Source organism: Caldalkalibacillus salinus (assembly GCF_016745835.1).
In the GTDB taxonomy this organism is placed as follows: domain Bacteria; phylum Bacillota; class Bacilli; order Caldalkalibacillales; family JCM-10596; genus Caldalkalibacillus_A; species Caldalkalibacillus_A salinus.
Window position 1 is genome coordinate 13741 of sequence record NZ_JAERVL010000018.1, and the last position, 16384, is coordinate 30124.

Genomic DNA, 16384 nt, shown 5'->3' on the forward strand with positions numbered 1-16384 from the left:
GCTACACCAGTGATAGGGGTCATATGAGTCGGTAGAATATGAGTAATTTAGTAGATTCATATATATCCAAAAAGAACCTAATATTATAGAGAGGAGGCAACGTTCATGCTATATCGTGTCATTGTGGACGGTGAACAAGTCGGTGCGTATTCTGAGAGGCAGAACATTTTAAACGAGGTGGAGCGCCACATCGGTTCTGCGTATGAAATCCTAGTACAGAAGGTCTAACCCCATGCATTGATTAACTTCAAAAGGTCCTTAGCCCTCAAAAGGTTAAGGGCCTTTCTTTTCAAACATTAAAGTTCACTTCTATTCAATTATTTAAGAGCACTTCTTTTCATGAGGCTGTAAGTTATACGTAGTGATTTAACTTGAACACACCTTGTACGATGCTAGACCCGTTTGCTAAGAATGGTGCCATAATAACAGCAAGACGACACATAAAGCCAAGATATCTAGTAGATCACGTGCGCTAATAGTATAGATGAAGAGAAGATAAAGCGTAGGTCGAGTGTTTCAATTCCTATTACACTGATAAGTGAGGTGATGCGATGTCCCATCAGAACAAGAGGAAGATGACGTCCACAACATTAGATGAAACATTAAAACAGCGTGTTCAACAGGCCATTGGCTCAGATCGTATTTTATACGCCTTTTTTCAGGAACCAAATCATCAAACGCGACTTGAGAACGTCCTCTCTGACCCTAACGAAGAGAACATGGCTGCTTTAGACAGGGCATTCAAAGAATTTTACACTGAAATTCGATTCATCAAATATATCTCAAAAATATTATATTACGAAGCGATACACTTTGATCAAAAGGAAAGGCTGACACAAAAACGTATGACACTTATCCTTGATCAGACGGGTGAGGATGATGAGGAAGCATGGCTAAGCAAACTTTCCAATAATCATGACGAAGCTGTTGGTGAAACTTTAGATGCCCAATCGGAGAATCTAGAAGATTTAATAACCAACGAAAGTGTATACCATGCCTTCCTTTCTCTGACCTCCAAACAGAGAGACATATTACAGCTCGCTTATCGAGATCAACTGCGGGATAAGGACATTGCCGAGCAGTTAGGGGTCTCTCAGCAAGCGATTTCACAATCGCGACGGTCTGCATTACAAAAATTAAAACGAGCGTTAGAAGGGAGCGCATGTTAATGACCACAATGGAAATGCCCATGCTGATTCATATCTTAGCTAATTTCGGCTTTCCTATTATGATCACATTATACTTATTAATTCGTTTTGAAACACGTATCAGGAAGTTGGAACAGGCCATCATTGAATTAAAGAATGTGATTCATGAATGGAGAATCAATCACCATGGGTAACTTATATCAATTATTGACACTTGCCCAAAAAAGGGACAAGGCGGCTCTAATCAGCCTTTTGCAGCAATTTGAACCAAAAGTACACCAATCTTTGCGCAGGACCACACGCCAAAATCGAGATGACCTGAAACAGGTGCTCCACCTTAAACTTCTAGAGGCTGTATCACAGTTCCAAACGGGAAATACACCAGGTTTTTTTGACTATATCCATCACGTTCATGACAGGCATACTGTAGGAGAGCCTCATAAAGAGAAAAGCGTGCTAGCTTAGCTAGCACGCTACATATTTGTGGTATGGCTTTGATCAAAAGGTAAATGGACACTGATCACAGTACCTTTATTAACCTCACTATTGATTTCAATCCACCCGCCGTGATCCTCAATGATTTTAAAGCTCACCATAAGGCCGAGCCCTGTCCCTTTTTCCTTTGTAGAGTAGAACGGCTGGCCTAATTTTTTAATTTCATTTTCGGGAATGCCCCGCCCTTCATCCTTCACGCTAACGATCACTTGGGGTGTGGGCTGTCGTTCTACTTCTACCTCGATATGTATACGACCGCCCTTAGGCATCGCTTCGATCGCATTTTTAATAAAATTGATAAAGACCTGTTTGAGATGGTTGTTATCCCCTTTTACATAAGGGATGTCCTCTGCTAGGTGAGTGATAATTTCTACGTTATGCATAATTGCCCTGGTCTCCATTAAGGGTATGACATTCAACAGCATTTGAGGAATGTTAACGGGCTTGTACTCAACTGATTGGGGCTTGGCTAACACTAAGAGTTCACTCGATATGTATTCAATCCGTTCCAATTCTGAATTCATAATCTGATAGTAATTGGTTTGGGCAAACTCTGTCTGATCCATTAATTGTAAAAAACCTTTTAATGACGTAAGTGGATTTCTGATTTCATGTGCAATACCTGCGGCTAACTGACCGACGACTGAACGTTTTTCTGAGTCCTGAAGGAGTTCTCTCGTTCTTTTCCTTTCGGTGATATCCCGAACGATCACGTGAAAAGCCGGTTCATCCTCAAAAATGGTCGGTATGGCCTTCACTTCTACGTCTATCAGGGTGCCGTCCTTTTTAACAAATACCTCCTCTAATAGTTCAACTGAGACGCCCGCTTCCATCCTCTTCAATCGTTCCTCGACAGCTTCATGATAGTCAGGGTGGATATAATCATAGATTGAAAGGTGAAGCAGTTCTTCTTTGGCATTGTAGCCCAAGAGGTTCACACCCGTTTGATTGATATACAAAACCTTTCTGTCTTTAATAATAATAACGGCATCTGGGGAGTGCTCGACGATTTTGCGATACACTTCTTCCCGCTTACGTAACTTTTCTTCACTCTGTTTACGCTCTGTGATATCGCGGATAATGGAGCTAAAATATTCCTTGTGCCCCATTCTCCACGAGTTAAGAGACAATTCTATTGGGAACTCTACCCCGTCTTTTCTCAGACCCGATAACTCAATGGTGCGACCTAGTACTTTCTTTTCACCCGTCTTAAGGTATCTTTCAATGCCTTTCTTGTGCGCTTCCCTATACTGATCAGGAATAATGATGTCTAATTTTTTGCCTAAGACCTCGTTGGCTTGATAGCCAAAGATCGTTTCAGCCCCTCTATTCCAATAGATCACTTCCATATGCTGATCCGCCAATATAATAGCATCCTGTGCCGTCTGCACGACAGATTCGAATCTATGATTAAGATAATCGAGACCTAGGTCAGCATCGCTAATATCAGAGGCGATACCGAGTATGTGTGTACACCGACCCGCTTTATTAAACATTGGTACTAAGAAAATATTCATTTTGATGAGTCCTTTTGGAAACTGGATATGCTCGTTATAATGGATCACTTTTTGTGTAGATATGGCTTTTGTATACTGTTGGATGACAAAAGTGGCGTACGGTTCATCCATTATCTCCTCAATTCTCTTCCCGATGATCTCATTTTTTGATAATCCGGTGACATGTTCATAAGTATCATTGATGTCAATACATCGGAACACACCAGCATTTTCATTCTCGACCTGGATAAGAAAAACCATGTCCGACACATGCCTTAGTAACATACCAATACTTTTCTCAATCTGTTCATGTGAGCGATATATTTCTTTTGACACGCTTAAACCATCCCCTATTTTTCCCATTTACCATTCAAAATATTTTGATCATTTAACTTGTATCAGTATCTAGACTTCTTGCCCCAATCTTAATCATACCATAACTTGTCTGTCATTTTCTTGTCCTTGTAAAAAAGACTGCAGTGCCACTTTGGCGCTACAGTCTGCTCTATTCTGGCTCGTAGTCATTTGATATCGACGGTGTGGTGCTTTGCATAAAGCGCTTCTAAGATTTCAAGCTTTTTCTGAGTGTAGTCCTGATAGCCTTCATTGTACGCTCGGGGTTCCTTGGGATTCGCAAATCGCGTGATCTTCCCTGTAACGGGGTGAACCCACTTACTAGACGCCCCACAGCCTAGTCCGATAATCGTTTGCTTTTCCTCCATAATCATGATGTTGTAAATACTGTCCTTGCCTTGGAGGGCATAGCCGACATTTTCAAGGTTCCCAAGGATATTCTTCTGACGATAGAGGTAGTACGGATGGTAGCCTTGGGCTTGTGTCCAATCGGAAGCCAGCTGCATCATCTGAACAATCTCATCTCGATTGGCCACTTGATACTTCTCCCGATTCTTGGTCATGGCTGACGCTCGTTTAAAAGATAGCGTATGAACGGTCAAGGATTCGGGTCTAAGTTTGGCCGTCTCCTCTAATGAGTGTTCCAATTCCTTGACACCTTCACCAGGCAGACCGATAATCAGGTCCATATTGATGTTATTAAGTCCGCGAGCCTTTGCCATCTTATACTTCTCAATCGTTTCCTCAACAGAATGATGACGCCCAATCGCTTGTAACGTATCCTCCGTGTAGGATTGCGGATTAATGCTAATGCGATCAATATGATGTTTCTTTAAGACGTCAATTTTTTCAGGTGTAATGGTGTCAGGACGTCCAGCTTCAACTGTTAGTTCACGTACCTGTTCCATGCCAGGAAGGGAGCGATACATCTCCTCATAGAGGGCATCCATTTGCTCCGCCTCTATACTCGTTGGTGTACCTCCTCCGAAATAAACGGTGGTAATACCTATCCCATGATCTCGGAGCCATTGACCCGTGTGCTTAATTTCATAATGCAGTCCTTCTAAGAAGGCACCAACGGACCCTTGTTGTCCTTGAATACTGTACGCCGGGAAAGTACAGTAGGCACATTTCGTTGGGCAAAAAGGGATGCCGATATATATACTGACCTCCCGATTGAGATCATGCAGATCGGGTACGACCTCGAGCTGCCGATCCACGATGTTTTGCATCAGATTGATCTTGTCATCCTGTATCCGATAACGTTGTCGGAGGCTGTCGTGTGCTTTCTCCAACGGTTGCCCTTCCTGTAGCATGTTGTGGAGCAGTTTCGTCGGTCGTATCCCTGTTAAGATGCCCCACGGCTGAATGACACCGGTAAAAGATTGTAAAACATCTAGCACATTATGATTGAGACAGTGCTTATACGCCCGTTTTTGATCCTTTTCAGTTGCAAACGATGGGAATGATGCTTCAAACGTGTTTTCAACATGCTGACCGGATTGGAGATCCTCTAACTTGACGTGGGAACGGACAGTGACACTATCGTTGTCTGGTTCCACTTCCCGTTCAAAATTCACTTCGATTTTTAGCGTGTTCTCAGTATCACCTTTTAGCGTGTGCTCACCGTCACTGTTATGTGGCTTTTGGTTATCGTGGTTATCGTTTTCTAAATCAACACGTTTCTCATGATGTGGATTGTCGTGTTGATCTCCACTCTCTGCTGTATAAAATTGCAACGTCGGTGACTCATAGAACAGCTGCGTCAGCAGTTCCATGGGTCGATGTAAATGTTCAGGTAGTCCGTATACTTCAATGTTCATCTCTCTAAGCCTCTTTCGTGCCACAGTTCGTGTCTTTTTTTCTGATACAAGTGTAACCAAATCTGTTCAGCCGGTCAATCCTGATCGAAAAGCACCCGTCCCTCACCATCCCGATTGAATAAAGACATCTATCTGTTTGGGAAATAAAAAAATGCCATACTCTTACACCCAGTTGTAGCGTAGGTTGAAGTGTATGGCCATCCAAAGTCCTTATACTTGTTTCACTTGTATCGCTTTGGTCTTTTTCTCACTGATACAATCTTTTATTTTATCAGCAGACATGAGCCCTAAAGAAATGGCGGCTTCTATTTTCTCTGCGTTCGGCTTACGTTCGACGTCTATACAATCCGTTAATTGCAGTTCTTCTAAACGGTTGACCGTCTTGGCTTTATCATACTGTTTGGAGACACGGATTTGTCTGGTGATTTTGTAGGAACCAATCTGTCTTTCTCCCCGGTGACCCTCTCCTTGCGTTTGATCAAAATAGTGATGGATCTCTTTCTTCAACTGTGATAGCTCACCTTCAAGACGTTTCATTTCCGCTTGTAAAGCGATATACCTAGAACACTTGTCTTCCGTTAAACTGAGAGATGCAGACGTAGTGTCTTGGCTAGATGTGGACTCTTTTTTCCTAGCGTGTGGCACAAGTCTCGCCCCCTTTCGATGGCATTCCTTTTATTGCCATATGTATGCTTAGGGGGGCGACTTATACCAGCCATTTTGATGCCTCTGGCTTACCATTAAAAAACCCCCCCTGTGACTAGGAGGGATTGTTTCATTTATTGATTGCTAAATTGAATGATTGATTGTTTGATTGTTTGTTTGTTTGCTTGTTTAATAAATTGATTGATTAGCCATCATTCACTTATTTATTCTTTCCACCATTGATCAAAGACTGTAACAGGATCCTGGCGCTTATGTCGCGTTTTTAAGAATAATGACTCTATTCTCTGAGCGCTTTCCTCTTTAATCTCTTTACCTTCTAGGTAATCATCTATTTCATCATAAGTGACACCGAGGGCCACTTCATCTGGCAGTTGTGGTTTATCATCTTCTAAGTCCGCTGTCGGTACTTTTTCATACAGCTTTTCAGGGCATCCTAAAGCTTTGAGCAGCATTTTTCCTTGGCGTTTATTCAACCGAAAGATGGGAACGAGATCCGCTGCTCCGTCTCCATATTTAGTGAAGAATCCCGTCACGGCCTCGGCTGAATGATCCGTTCCTAGTACAACACCCTGGCGCGCACCGGCGATACTGAACTGGACCTTCATGCGCTCTCTAGCCTTCTCATTACCCTTAAGAAAATTGTTTAACTCAATCCCTGCTGCTTCAAGGGCTTGCACACTGGCATCGACAGCCCCCTTAACATTAACGGTCACTAATTCATCAGGTTGTATAAAGTCCATAACAAGATCAGCATCTTCTTCGTCTTTTTGCTCACCGTACGGTAATCTTACCCCGATAAAGGTATACTTACTTTCACCTAACTCCTCATTTAACTCGTTAACGGCCATCTGGGCTAATCTCCCTGTTAAGGTAGAATCTTGTCCTAAAGATAAGCCTAGTACAAAGCTTCTTAGAAAGGGGTGCGCCTTCATGTAGTCTTTTAGGAAATCAACACTGCGGCGAATTTCTTCGTTCGGGTCGATCTGTGGTTTGACTTCTAATGCTTCTATAATCTGTTTTTGTAATGGTTTCAATATCTTCACCCTCCTACCATATAATACTACTTTATCAGTTTTTCGATGTAGAGGACAAGCGAGCTTAGCGAACGTCCGCACCTAAGCAGTTTTTAAAGTGTCCCAGAGCCCACTCATGTCCCTGCGTGTTAAAACTCGCCACAGCTTGCTGATGAATCACGAGCTTATAACCTAGGTTGTATGCATCGACAGCGGTATGTAAGACACAAATATCAGTACAAACGCCTACAAGATGGAGCTCTTGAATGCCTCGAGCACGGAGTTGAAGGTCGAGATCTGTCCCGGCAAAGGCACTGTATCGCGTCTTATCTGTGTAATAAACGTTTGGTTTCGCTTGATGCGTTAGATATACGTCTTCCAAGCGTCCGTAAAGCTGTCTCCCTTTCGTCCCTGCTACATTATGGGGTGGGAATAACGCTGTCTCAGGGTGGTAACGATCATCTTCGTGATGCAGATCTATAGCAAAAGCAACAAAGGCACCTTCATCTATAAATGCCTGAGTCAGTTCACAAATCTTTTCTTCAATGGCTTGGCCCGGTTCACCGCACGTCAATCGGCCATCCTCTGCAACGAAATCGTACGTATAATCAATGTTAATGAGTGCTTTAGTAACCGTTTGATTGACCATGTCTTTATCCTCCTTTTTGTTGGTTCCTTCGTGAATAATGTTGTGATTATGATAAATACTTTTACAAAAAAAGGCCGTGATATGGCCTTTTTCGTAAATGCGACACCCATTAGTACAACATCCGACCCAATGGTCCTTCTTCATCCAGTATATCCTGTATGTCGTATACGGAAATTGGGAAATACGGAAACCCATAAACGTAAGGCACTAACTCATAAAGCGGATAATATAGGACAAGAGCTTTATCTGCGATATAGTAAGGCTGATTGGGTTGAATGCCTTCAAACGGTGCCAGTATGGGGAGTTGCCTTGATTCTATTTGTTGCTGAACAAGTGTAGAGAGACGATTCACGTAATCTGCCCCGGGCTTAAATAGTTCCGCTAAGCTGTAAGTACGACCCGTATGTATGTCAAAGGTCAGGGCATACATTAAGGTCAAACCATGTGCAGCGCCAGGGGCGTACGCATAATTAGACAGAGTTAAACTTAAAATCCCTCTTTCATTTGTTTTAATTTCAAACGTCCCCGTCATCTCCATATGAGGCGTATGATAATATCCTTGATCGCGAATTAATTCGTGGACGGTTCGGTTTATGACCGCATTAATGCGTTCTTGAGCCATACGATGAGTACCTGATATTTCCGGATAGGTAATTTCGACATGGGGTGCCGATAATGTTCTAGGATGTACTAAGACGGGCAGTTGTACACCGTTCATGTTGACCAACTCCTTAGGCTACATTTCATTTACATTAGCCTATTCAGTCGCTTGCAAATCGGTGACACTAAACCGCCTCACAGTTCCTTGACTGCAAATGGCTGAAAGAACGCTAGATGGCCTTCACCATCCCGCCATCTACAAGAAAAGCACCACCCGTCATGTATGTGCAGGCGTCAGACGCAAAGAATGCCGCTACTTTAGCAAACTCCTCAGGATCGCCGTAACGCTCCAGTGGAATGGCTTTTTTAGATTGCTCGGCTACCTCTTCACGTGTCATACCGAGTGAATCGGCTTTCTTCTGGTCTAGTGAGGCCACTCGGTCCGTTGCGATACGACCAGGTCCTATCGTATGCACAAGGACACCGTGTGGAGCGAGTTCTTCGGCTAAGGATTTTGCCAATCCTAATATCCCTAAGCGAAAGGTATTCGATAAGATTAAACCGTGAATCGGTTGCTTGATTGAGGATGAGGCGATATTAATAATACGGCCAGACTGAGCTGCTTTCAGGTCAGGTAAGGCCTCTCGAATCAGACGTATATAGCTCAGTAAGTTCAGTTCAAACGCTTGTTGCCACTGTTCATCTTCAAAATCTTCAAACGTCCCTCCCGGAGGACCTCCTGCATTATTGACTAATATATCTATCCGCCCTAATTGATCTCTTGTAGCTTGGACAAGGGCTTGGATATCCTCTTTCTTAGTGATATCCGCTACTTGATAAGCCACTTTTCCTCCACCTAGCTGTTCAAACGATTGTTGTACGTCTTTTAATTTACGCTCATCTCGGCTTGTCAACATCACATGTGCGCCCTCTTGTACGAGCGCCTTCGCGACCGCTTTTCCTAACCCTTGACTAGAAGCAACAACGAGGGCCACTTTCCCCTGTAAATTTAAATCCATACACGCTCACTCCTTTTTTGATTATGCTTAGCTGGATACAAGCTCATCCCATTCCTCGCGTAACATGCCCATTTTAATAGAATCATAGTAAACACCATCATAGTAGCGGGCTTTGCGAATCCTAGCTTCTTCTATCATGCCGATTTTCTCAGCACAACGGACCATTCTAATATTACCTGACCAAGTGGTTAATCCCAATCTGACAAGCTGAAGGTCAGAGCTGAATAGAAGGTCTCGCCACATGGATAAGGCTTCTGAACCGTACCCGCCGTTCCAATACTGAGGTTTAAATATAACAATCCCGACTTCAAGCCATTTTGATGCCTCGTGCATCCAATAATAGCTGACGGTCCCAATAACGTGTTGGTCTGCTTCTATGACCAGTCTAGACGGCGTTGATACCGTTTCTATATGACGCTTAATGGAGGCAGAAAAATCTTCATAGCTTGTGGGATTCAAAGGGATATATGGCGCATCCCACTTTTTCCATTCAGGGTGTCTTTCACCATACATAAGATGATACAACGTTGGGATATCCTCTTTTTTGATACTCCTTAAAGTGACCTGTTGACCTGTGACTTTGATTTGGGTTGGCTGGATCAAGAGGCTCACTCCCTCCTCTCATTATGACCATATCTTGAATGCTGCCGGAGCTTAGGACACCTCACATCATGTGATGAAGCTTGTCTTGTCTATGCCTTGCAATATGATCATTGTATATGATCATTGTATATGATCATCAAATATAAGGGTCCTTATGTTGTTTGTTTTCTAAGTCTTTATGGACATATTCGACATCGGCACGTCACTTCCTGCTTGTGACGAGCTGCCTGTGGGATGAATCATTGAATCACCTCAACGGGACATGGAAGGTGCTTTCATTAACATCACCTGCTAACGAAAAAGCGCGTTCTGTAAAGTGAAGACGATCATTTGTCATCAGTAAGACCGTTGAACTGCGAGTCCCATACTCTTGCCCTTGGATAAATAGGGGCGAGAGGAATCGTTCCCAGTCAAGGGGGACGCCTGTATCAGGAAGCTGTGCATCTGGTGCCGGGTCCGTGCGCTCGAGAATATTGAACAGGTCATCGACGATTGCTCGTTCCTTTTTCACATGTTGTAACGTATGGGCCATAAGCGCTTTCCCGATATTAACCTTGGGCCAATCACTATCAAGTAAATGATTACTCAAACCGTAAATTCCAGCCTTAAGACGTCGGATATTATTTTCTCTATTTGAATAGTAAAACAGTGCTGACAAGTTACCCACCAACAGGTTATACCCTTGGTACACGTCACGTTGCTGAGCCACACTCCGTAGGTACCCTTCCGCTTCTTCTTGACGTATCAAATATTGACTCACTAAGTGTCCACGAGATTGTTTTCCAACCGCATTTTCTTTTGGATGTCGATAATTTGTAAGCGCAGCAAATCTTCCATCCGTTGTGACGCCCATCCATGTTCCCATGCTTTCTAAATCACGCCCCGCTAAGACATGCGCATGATCTTCCCAAAAATGTGCGTGTGCCGTCGGACGATTATAAAATTCATCCCGATTGGCTGCTACAACCAAAGGATACTGCGGGTGAACTTTGTAGGCAAATAGGATTAAACACACGAATCATCCCTCGTTTCTGCTCTAGTACGCTTATGATCCACTCACCACTTATCAGTCATACAGTTTGGCCCATTCTTCTGCTAACATGATAAGGATCGGCATTGTTTATGTCTCTCATAACCCCATATATTCCTTGTGGGACCTGCCTAGTATGATTTACTCATTTATACAGCTTGTGAGGCTATAGATTTGCAAGTTAAAAAAGAAGGCAGGCAACCTACTCGTTGCCTGCCTTTTATCTGTATCATCTGCGTATGTTATCACATTACACACTGACGGTGTCATCATGGTGTGTGGTCACGTGTTTTTCTTCTGACTTCGACACCACAACCGCACACGCGGCATCTCCTGTAATGTTTACGGCGGTACGAGTCATGTCTAGTAATCTGTCAACCCCTAAGACTAAGGCGATGGCTTCAACTGGAAGGTTGACTGATGTTAACACCATAGATAACATAATGATCCCCACACCTGGCACACCAGCCGTCCCAATACTAGCTAGCGTTGCCGTGAGTACGACAATGAGTATTTCAGATACACCTAAATTAGCACCGACCAACTGCGCGATGAATACTGTTGCAACCCCTTGCATAATCGCTGTTCCGTCCATATTAATAGTGGCGCCCAGAGGTTGAACAAAACCACTGACACTTTTAGGAACGTTTAATTCTTTCTGCGCTTTGTCCATAGACACTGGGAGTGTGGCCGAACTACTAGACGTACTAAAAGCAACGACCATAGCAGGTGAGAACTTTTTAATAAATGTGATAGGATTCATTTTACCAAGCGTTGCAACGGCAGTACCATAAGTGACAAACAAGTGTATCCCTAACGCCAGTAACACGAGTAGGAAGTACTTACCCATGGCCAATATAGCATCATATCCTTGCCCACCTATAGCAACGGCAATAAGACCAAACGCCCCGTATGGTGCAAGCTTCATAGCTAATCCAACTAGGAACATGAGAACATCATTGGCCTGTTCGACTAGTTTTTTAATACCTTCCGTCTTATCTCCTAATCGTGCTAAAGCATACCCAACGAGAATGGAGAAGAAAATGACCTGTAACATGTTTCCCTCTACCATCGCATTCAATGGGTTCGTTGGAATGATGTTAAGCAACGTATCTACGACTGGAGGGGCACTTTCTCCTTCAAACTCAGCCCCTTCTAGAGAGTAATCACCTATGCCAGGTTTAAAAACGGTAGCTAAACTAATGGCTATGATAAGAGCAACAGAAGTCGTCACAAGAAAATATCCGATGGTTTTACCCGTTAAGCGCCCGAGCTTTTTAGGATCACTGATACCGGCCGTCCCGAGTATGAGTGAGATGACGACAATAGGCACAACTAACATTTTAATGAAATTGATAAAAATGGTGCCTAATGGATTTAAGATATAAGCACTGATCGGCTCATAAATCGGCATCCCATTTAAGATTAATCCAACTAGGATACCTAGTCCCATACCGATTAAAATCTTTTTGGTTAACGACATAGTTGTTCCTCCTTTATTTTGTTATGATGGTCGACAATCCCTCCTATCCATGATGGGTGGTTTGATACCATTATACTGTGGTCTATACATGCTATCAATCATTGATTTGAGTCCTTTGATATGTGCCAAATGATTACCAAAAGAGAGGATATCCTCGCGTCTCTGTACGCCAAGGGAAACGGTATCGAACAGGGCAGTACATCAAAAGAGTAAAGTAAATACAAGTAAATCCAGGTGGATTGAAATACAATTGTAGGCGATGAGTTGAAAGAGATGCCTTGAACAAGACATCTCCCTCATATTTTTTCTATTTTATCGGGGCGACGAGACGCTTACCCGCAACAGGATGGACTTTGTTCTGTTGGCGTGCGACCTGTTTGAGTGGCGTCAGCCTCTTTGCTTCCATGAGCAACAGACACTTGCTCATTTTCTACATCCCCTTTGGTATAGAAAAATTCCCACTCATTACCGTCTGGATCTGTAATCCAAAATTTATCTTGTTGGGCATAACAGCAATGTGTATCCATTTCTTCACGTGCAAAGAAACCCATTGCTTCTAGGCGTTGTTGATGTTGTTTTAATTGATGGCCTGATGCCACTTGTATTCCAAAGTGCCCCACCTGGTTGCCAGAGACTTCCGGAGTTACATTCAAGGTAAAGTTTAGATTTAGGTCAGCTGGCAGAAATTTGGCGTAGTCTGCTTTTGTTTTAACAGGTCCCTCACCAAACAATTGAGTATAAAATTGGATAGACTCTTCTAACTTCGTCACATTTAGTCCTACATGCACATTCATTAACATTCTCCTTTCTTAAATCAATAATTTTTGATATTTAGATCAAAAAAAATTGATATTAAAGCCACAAACCATCCACATCCCATAACAATGTCTTTAACTTAGAATAGCATTCAATAATATGTGTATTTATGTACCATTCTCACCTGTGTCAAAAGCTATTTAACCCAGAAGCTCACTTGGAGCTTTGACGAAAAATACAGCACAATTCCTCCGATAGAAGATGATTAACTTCTACGTCATTAAGTGCGTAGTAATGCCATGTACCCCTCGTTTCTTTTGTAATGAGCTTGGCATCTAATAAAATTTTGAGATGGTAAGATATTTTTGACTGAGACATGTTGAATAATCCGGACAACTCGCACACGCAAATTTCGCCATGTTGACAGAGCTGGTACATGATTTCAAGTCTTTTTTTATCCGCTAGTGCTTTGAACTGTTTCTCATACTGATCAAAACCATTTTCTACTACAATGGGAGCGATGGATGGGCTATTGGTTTGGGTATGAGCTTGAGTCTTAGTATGGGTGTGGTTCATAGGATCACCTTCATCAATTTTTTTTGATCTAATGTTAGTATACCTTTTGTTTATTGTCATTTCAATGATTAAATTTACATCTTCCCTTCTTTTTAGTAAATCCTTAATGAAATGCCAGTGATTACCGTTGAGTCAAACAAGCAAACATGTTATATTCTTAATTGACCAACAAAAAACAGTTGATAATGAACCATATATAAATAAAGTATCCTACAATGATCGTGAGCTCCACTGTCTTAAACCGATGCTGTTAATAAGGGAATTCAATATTTCATGCCCAACAACAAGCCATCCGGCAAATGGAAGTTGGAAGGCATGATGCGAGTACCCACCTGCGTGAGCGGGTTTAAAGGCATGACGAGTAACGACTGCGTGGGGTACTTTTTTTATTTGTATACCTATGATCTGCTACACTAGATACATAACAAAAAAGGTTATATGTCAAATGTTAGGGTAAGAGCGCAAGAAAGAAGGCCTTCATAAAGGCGGTCATATATGTATAGCACAAAATACCCCACCCGAACGGATGAGGTATCAAAGGCTCATGTGTGGTGAGCGTTACTTACAGTCATTAAAGAAAGTATATCAGAGTTTACGACATTTGAAAATTCTTATGCTTATTTATTCACAGATTGGACACGATTGATCTCATCTAATACATCGGGGTTCTCTAGGGCAGATGTATCACCTAGATCTTCTCCTAAGTACGCTGCACGTATGACTCTACGCATGACTTTGGCATTCCTTGTCTTTGGTAAATCCGAGACGAAATGAACATCCTTTGGACGTAGGGCCTTACCTAGCTTTTCTCCTACAAGTGTTTTAAGCTCTTGTCTTAATTCATCTTTTTCTGGCGCGACCTGATCTTCAGACGTGAGTACCACAAAACACACGGCAACCTCCCCTTTGATCTCATCGGGTACACCGATGGTCCCGGCTTCTTTCACACTGTCGTGCTGAACAAGGATTGACTCCATTTCAGCGGGTCCCATTCGTTTACCCGCAATGTTAAGCGTGTCATCTGACCTGCCCGTAATGTACCAGTGTCCTTCACCATCTTGTTTGACCCAATCGCCATGCACCCATGTATCAGGCCAACGGCTCCAATATGTTCGTTCGTATCGCTCTGGCTCCTGCCAGAACCCATGAGCCATGCCGACCCAAGGCTTTTTAAGCACTAACTCACCGACCTCTTCGGGCAGACCAAGTACAGACTCCCCTTCTGGATTAAGTATATCCGCGTGCATACCAGGTAAAGCCACATTAAAAGCTGTCGGTACAATCGGTTTAAGCAACACATTCCCAAATATGCCGCCAGAAATCTCTGTTCCACCTGAGTAGTTATAGATTGGAATATTCTTTTTTCCTACTTCGTTAAACAACCATAGCCACGGTTCGGGATTCCAAGGTTCACCCGTGGAGCCAAACAGCTTTAATGAAGACAGATCGCAATCGCGATACCATTTTTCCCCTTGGGGCATTAAGGCTCTTATCAAGGTTGGAGAAATCCCAATATGCGTTAACTGATGCTTCTCAACCAAACGCCATAGTCGACCTGGGTCGGGATAATCGGGGGATCCGTCTAATAACACCATGGTCGCGCCATTTAACAAGGTACCGTAGACGAGAAAGGGGCCCATCATCCACCCCATATCCGTTACCCAGAGCATTTTATCCTCTTGGCACACATCCATTGTCATTCCCGCATCAAACGCTGCTTTAACCGGGAACCCACTATGGGTATGAATAATGCCTTTTGGTCGGCTTGTCGTGCCAGAGGTATATATGAGCATGAATGGATCATCGCTCTGCATTTGTTCACAGGGTACCGGGTCACCATCTTGAAGAACATTTTCCCATAACAGGTCACGCCCCTCATGCATGGGCACCTCTTCCTTTATATTTGAAACGACGAGAACATGTTGAACACTCTCGTTATCCTGTAACGCCTGATCCAAAGTCGGCTTCATCCGTATTTTCTTTTGTCTTCTTGTAAATCCATCGGCCGTGATCACGCATTTGGCTTGTGCTGCTTCAACCCGTTTACTGATCGCATCAGGTGCATATCCTGAGAACACGGGCGTGAATATGGCACCAATACGGGAAATAGCGAGCATAGCAACGACGGTTTCAGGTACCATGGGCATAAAGAGGACGACAGTATCGCCTTTTTGTAAACCTAGGGAACGTAACCCTCTAGCAAAGCGACTGACCTCTCGCTCTAAATCTTCATAAGTGATCGTCGTGACCGTCTCGGACTCATTTTCATAGATGATCGCTGGCTTTTTCTTCGTATCATTTCGAAAAATCCACTTGTCTAAAGCATTATGCGTCACATTTATTTTGCCATCGACGAACCATTTAGGCCATTGTACGCCTAAGGAAAGATCGAGTGGTTGAGAATAGGGTTGAAACCATTCAATCCCAATTTCTTTTATAGCTTCCTCCCAGAACCATTCTATATCCTCTATAGACTTGTGATAAAAATGGTCATAATCATCGTATCCGTGCTTTTGCATCCACCGATAAAGTCGAAGGTTTCGCATTTGCTCCTCTGAGGGTTTCCATACAGCTTGTTGGGACAAGAAATAACACCTCTTTCCATTTTGTATGCGCTTACAGTCGTGTTGCATCTATATTCTCTATGTGTGGTGCTATTCCCTTCTTTTTAAT

The 16384-nt window shown here is 43.0% G+C and carries 17 protein-coding genes and 1 other RNA gene; 5 read left to right on the plus strand and 13 right to left on the minus strand.

Translation table 11 applies throughout. From position 1 onward, the window contains the following. The first annotated feature begins 105 nt into the window (after window positions 1-105). The 4 genes from JKM87_RS18095 (at window position 106) to JKM87_RS11670 (ending at window position 1613) form a co-directional block, all read left to right on the plus strand. Window positions 106-228 (plus strand): hypothetical protein, encoded by a 123-nt coding sequence (locus tag JKM87_RS18095; protein ID WP_272899210.1) that lies wholly within the window; start codon window positions 106-108, stop codon window positions 226-228. Window positions 229-551: 323 nt separating this feature from the next. Further along, a complete protein-coding gene (locus JKM87_RS11660; protein ID WP_202080549.1) occupies window positions 552-1169 on the plus strand; it encodes a sigma-70 family RNA polymerase sigma factor in 618 nt (205 codons plus the stop codon). Then, entirely contained in the window at window positions 1169-1342 is a 174-nt protein-coding gene (locus JKM87_RS11665; protein WP_202080550.1) for a YvrJ family protein, read from the plus strand. The genes JKM87_RS11660 and JKM87_RS11665 overlap by 1 nt, the downstream gene beginning before the upstream one ends. Then, window positions 1314-1613 carry a helix-turn-helix domain-containing protein gene (locus JKM87_RS11670; RefSeq protein WP_202080551.1) on the plus strand — a complete coding sequence of 100 codons (300 nt, stop codon included), beginning with the start codon at window positions 1314-1316 and terminating at the stop codon, window positions 1611-1613. Before JKM87_RS11665 ends, JKM87_RS11670 begins: the two co-directional genes overlap by 29 nt. An 8-nt stretch (window positions 1614-1621) precedes the next feature. Here the strand turns inward: JKM87_RS11670 and JKM87_RS11675 are convergent, their stop codons facing one another. The 12 genes from JKM87_RS11675 to JKM87_RS11730 form a co-directional block, all read right to left on the minus strand. Further along, window positions 1622-3475: a PAS domain S-box protein gene (locus JKM87_RS11675; RefSeq protein WP_202080552.1), complete on the minus strand. Its 1854-nt coding sequence runs from the start codon at window positions 3473-3475 to the stop codon at window positions 1622-1624. A gap of 185 nt (window positions 3476-3660) precedes the next feature. Beyond that, window positions 3661-5316 (minus strand): coproporphyrinogen III oxidase, encoded by a 1656-nt coding sequence (locus JKM87_RS11680; protein ID WP_236838783.1) that lies wholly within the window; start codon window positions 5314-5316, stop codon window positions 3661-3663. Window positions 5317-5526: 210 nt separating this feature from the next. Then, window positions 5527-5961 carry a host-nuclease inhibitor Gam family protein gene (locus JKM87_RS11685; RefSeq protein WP_202080553.1) on the minus strand — a complete coding sequence of 145 codons (435 nt, stop codon included), beginning with the start codon at window positions 5959-5961 and terminating at the stop codon, window positions 5527-5529. 224 nt (window positions 5962-6185) lie between these two features. Then, the gene (nadE, locus tag JKM87_RS11690) at window positions 6186-7016 is read right to left on the minus strand and encodes an ammonia-dependent NAD(+) synthetase (RefSeq protein ID WP_202080554.1); all 831 of its coding nucleotides are present in this window, start codon (window positions 7014-7016) and stop codon (window positions 6186-6188) included. A 64-nt stretch (window positions 7017-7080) separates the two neighbouring features. Then, on the minus strand, window positions 7081-7644 hold the full coding sequence (locus tag JKM87_RS11695) for a cysteine hydrolase family protein (RefSeq protein ID WP_202080555.1): 564 nt from the start codon (window positions 7642-7644) through the stop codon (window positions 7081-7083). Between the two features lie 109 nt (window positions 7645-7753). Beyond that, the gene (locus tag JKM87_RS11700; RefSeq protein ID WP_202080556.1) at window positions 7754-8362 is read right to left on the minus strand and encodes a DUF3298 and DUF4163 domain-containing protein; all 609 of its coding nucleotides are present in this window, start codon (window positions 8360-8362) and stop codon (window positions 7754-7756) included. A 112-nt stretch (window positions 8363-8474) separates the two neighbouring features. Then, window positions 8475-9263, minus strand: a complete 789-nt coding sequence (locus JKM87_RS11705; RefSeq protein WP_202080557.1) for an SDR family oxidoreductase — start codon at window positions 9261-9263, stop codon at window positions 8475-8477. Window positions 9264-9290: 27 nt separating this feature from the next. Beyond that, on the minus strand, window positions 9291-9866 hold the full coding sequence (locus JKM87_RS11710) for a GNAT family N-acetyltransferase (protein WP_202080558.1): 576 nt from the start codon (window positions 9864-9866) through the stop codon (window positions 9291-9293). 247 nt (window positions 9867-10113) lie between these two features. After that, entirely contained in the window at window positions 10114-10881 is a 768-nt protein-coding gene (locus tag JKM87_RS11715; RefSeq protein WP_202080559.1) for an NRDE family protein, read from the minus strand. Window positions 10882-11146: 265 nt separating this feature from the next. Continuing rightward, window positions 11147-12379, minus strand: coding sequence for a dicarboxylate/amino acid:cation symporter (locus JKM87_RS11720; RefSeq protein WP_202080560.1), 1233 nt, complete (start codon window positions 12377-12379; stop codon window positions 11147-11149). 332 nt (window positions 12380-12711) lie between these two features. Next, a complete protein-coding gene (locus JKM87_RS11725; RefSeq protein ID WP_202080561.1) occupies window positions 12712-13173 on the minus strand; it encodes an ArsI/CadI family heavy metal resistance metalloenzyme in 462 nt (153 codons plus the stop codon). A 175-nt stretch (window positions 13174-13348) separates the two neighbouring features. Next, a complete protein-coding gene (locus JKM87_RS11730) occupies window positions 13349-13711 on the minus strand; it encodes an ArsR/SmtB family transcription factor (RefSeq protein ID WP_202080562.1) in 363 nt (120 codons plus the stop codon). A 204-nt stretch (window positions 13712-13915) separates the two neighbouring features. Here JKM87_RS11730 and ssrS point away from each other — a divergent pair. After that, window positions 13916-14094, plus strand: a non-coding RNA gene (gene ssrS, locus JKM87_RS11735) — 6S RNA. 234 nt (window positions 14095-14328) lie between these two features. On the opposite strand, the gene JKM87_RS11740 is transcribed toward ssrS, so the two are convergent. Then, complete coding sequence (locus JKM87_RS11740) at window positions 14329-16296, minus strand: AMP-binding protein (protein WP_336885171.1); 1968 nt, start codon at window positions 16294-16296, stop codon at window positions 14329-14331. Window positions 16297-16384 lie beyond the last annotated feature (88 nt).

Excerpts from the sequence above, each read along its gene's own strand:
- JKM87_RS18095 (WP_272899210.1), top strand. The coding sequence starts at position 106 with ATGCTATATCGTGTCATTGTGGACGGTGAACAAGTCGGTGCGTATTCT.
- JKM87_RS11660 (WP_202080549.1), top strand. The coding sequence starts at position 552 with ATGTCCCATCAGAACAAGAGGAAGATGACGTCCACAACATTAGATGAA.
- JKM87_RS11665 (WP_202080550.1), top strand. The coding sequence starts at position 1,169 with ATGACCACAATGGAAATGCCCATGCTGATTCATATCTTAGCTAATTTC.
- JKM87_RS11670 (WP_202080551.1), top strand. The coding sequence starts at position 1,314 with ATGAATGGAGAATCAATCACCATGGGTAACTTATATCAATTATTGACA.
- JKM87_RS11680 (WP_236838783.1), bottom strand. The coding sequence starts at position 5,316 with ATGAACATTGAAGTATACGGACTACCTGAACATTTACATCGACCCATG.
- JKM87_RS11695 (WP_202080555.1), bottom strand. The coding sequence starts at position 7,644 with ATGGTCAATCAAACGGTTACTAAAGCACTCATTAACATTGATTATACG.
- JKM87_RS11700 (WP_202080556.1), bottom strand. The coding sequence starts at position 8,362 with ATGAACGGTGTACAACTGCCCGTCTTAGTACATCCTAGAACATTATCG.
- JKM87_RS11705 (WP_202080557.1), bottom strand. The coding sequence starts at position 9,263 with ATGGATTTAAATTTACAGGGGAAAGTGGCCCTCGTTGTTGCTTCTAGT.
- JKM87_RS11720 (WP_202080560.1), bottom strand. The coding sequence starts at position 12,379 with ATGTCGTTAACCAAAAAGATTTTAATCGGTATGGGACTAGGTATCCTA.
- JKM87_RS11725 (WP_202080561.1), bottom strand. The coding sequence starts at position 13,173 with ATGAATGTGCATGTAGGACTAAATGTGACGAAGTTAGAAGAGTCTATC.
- JKM87_RS11730 (WP_202080562.1), bottom strand. The coding sequence starts at position 13,711 with ATGAACCACACCCATACTAAGACTCAAGCTCATACCCAAACCAATAGC.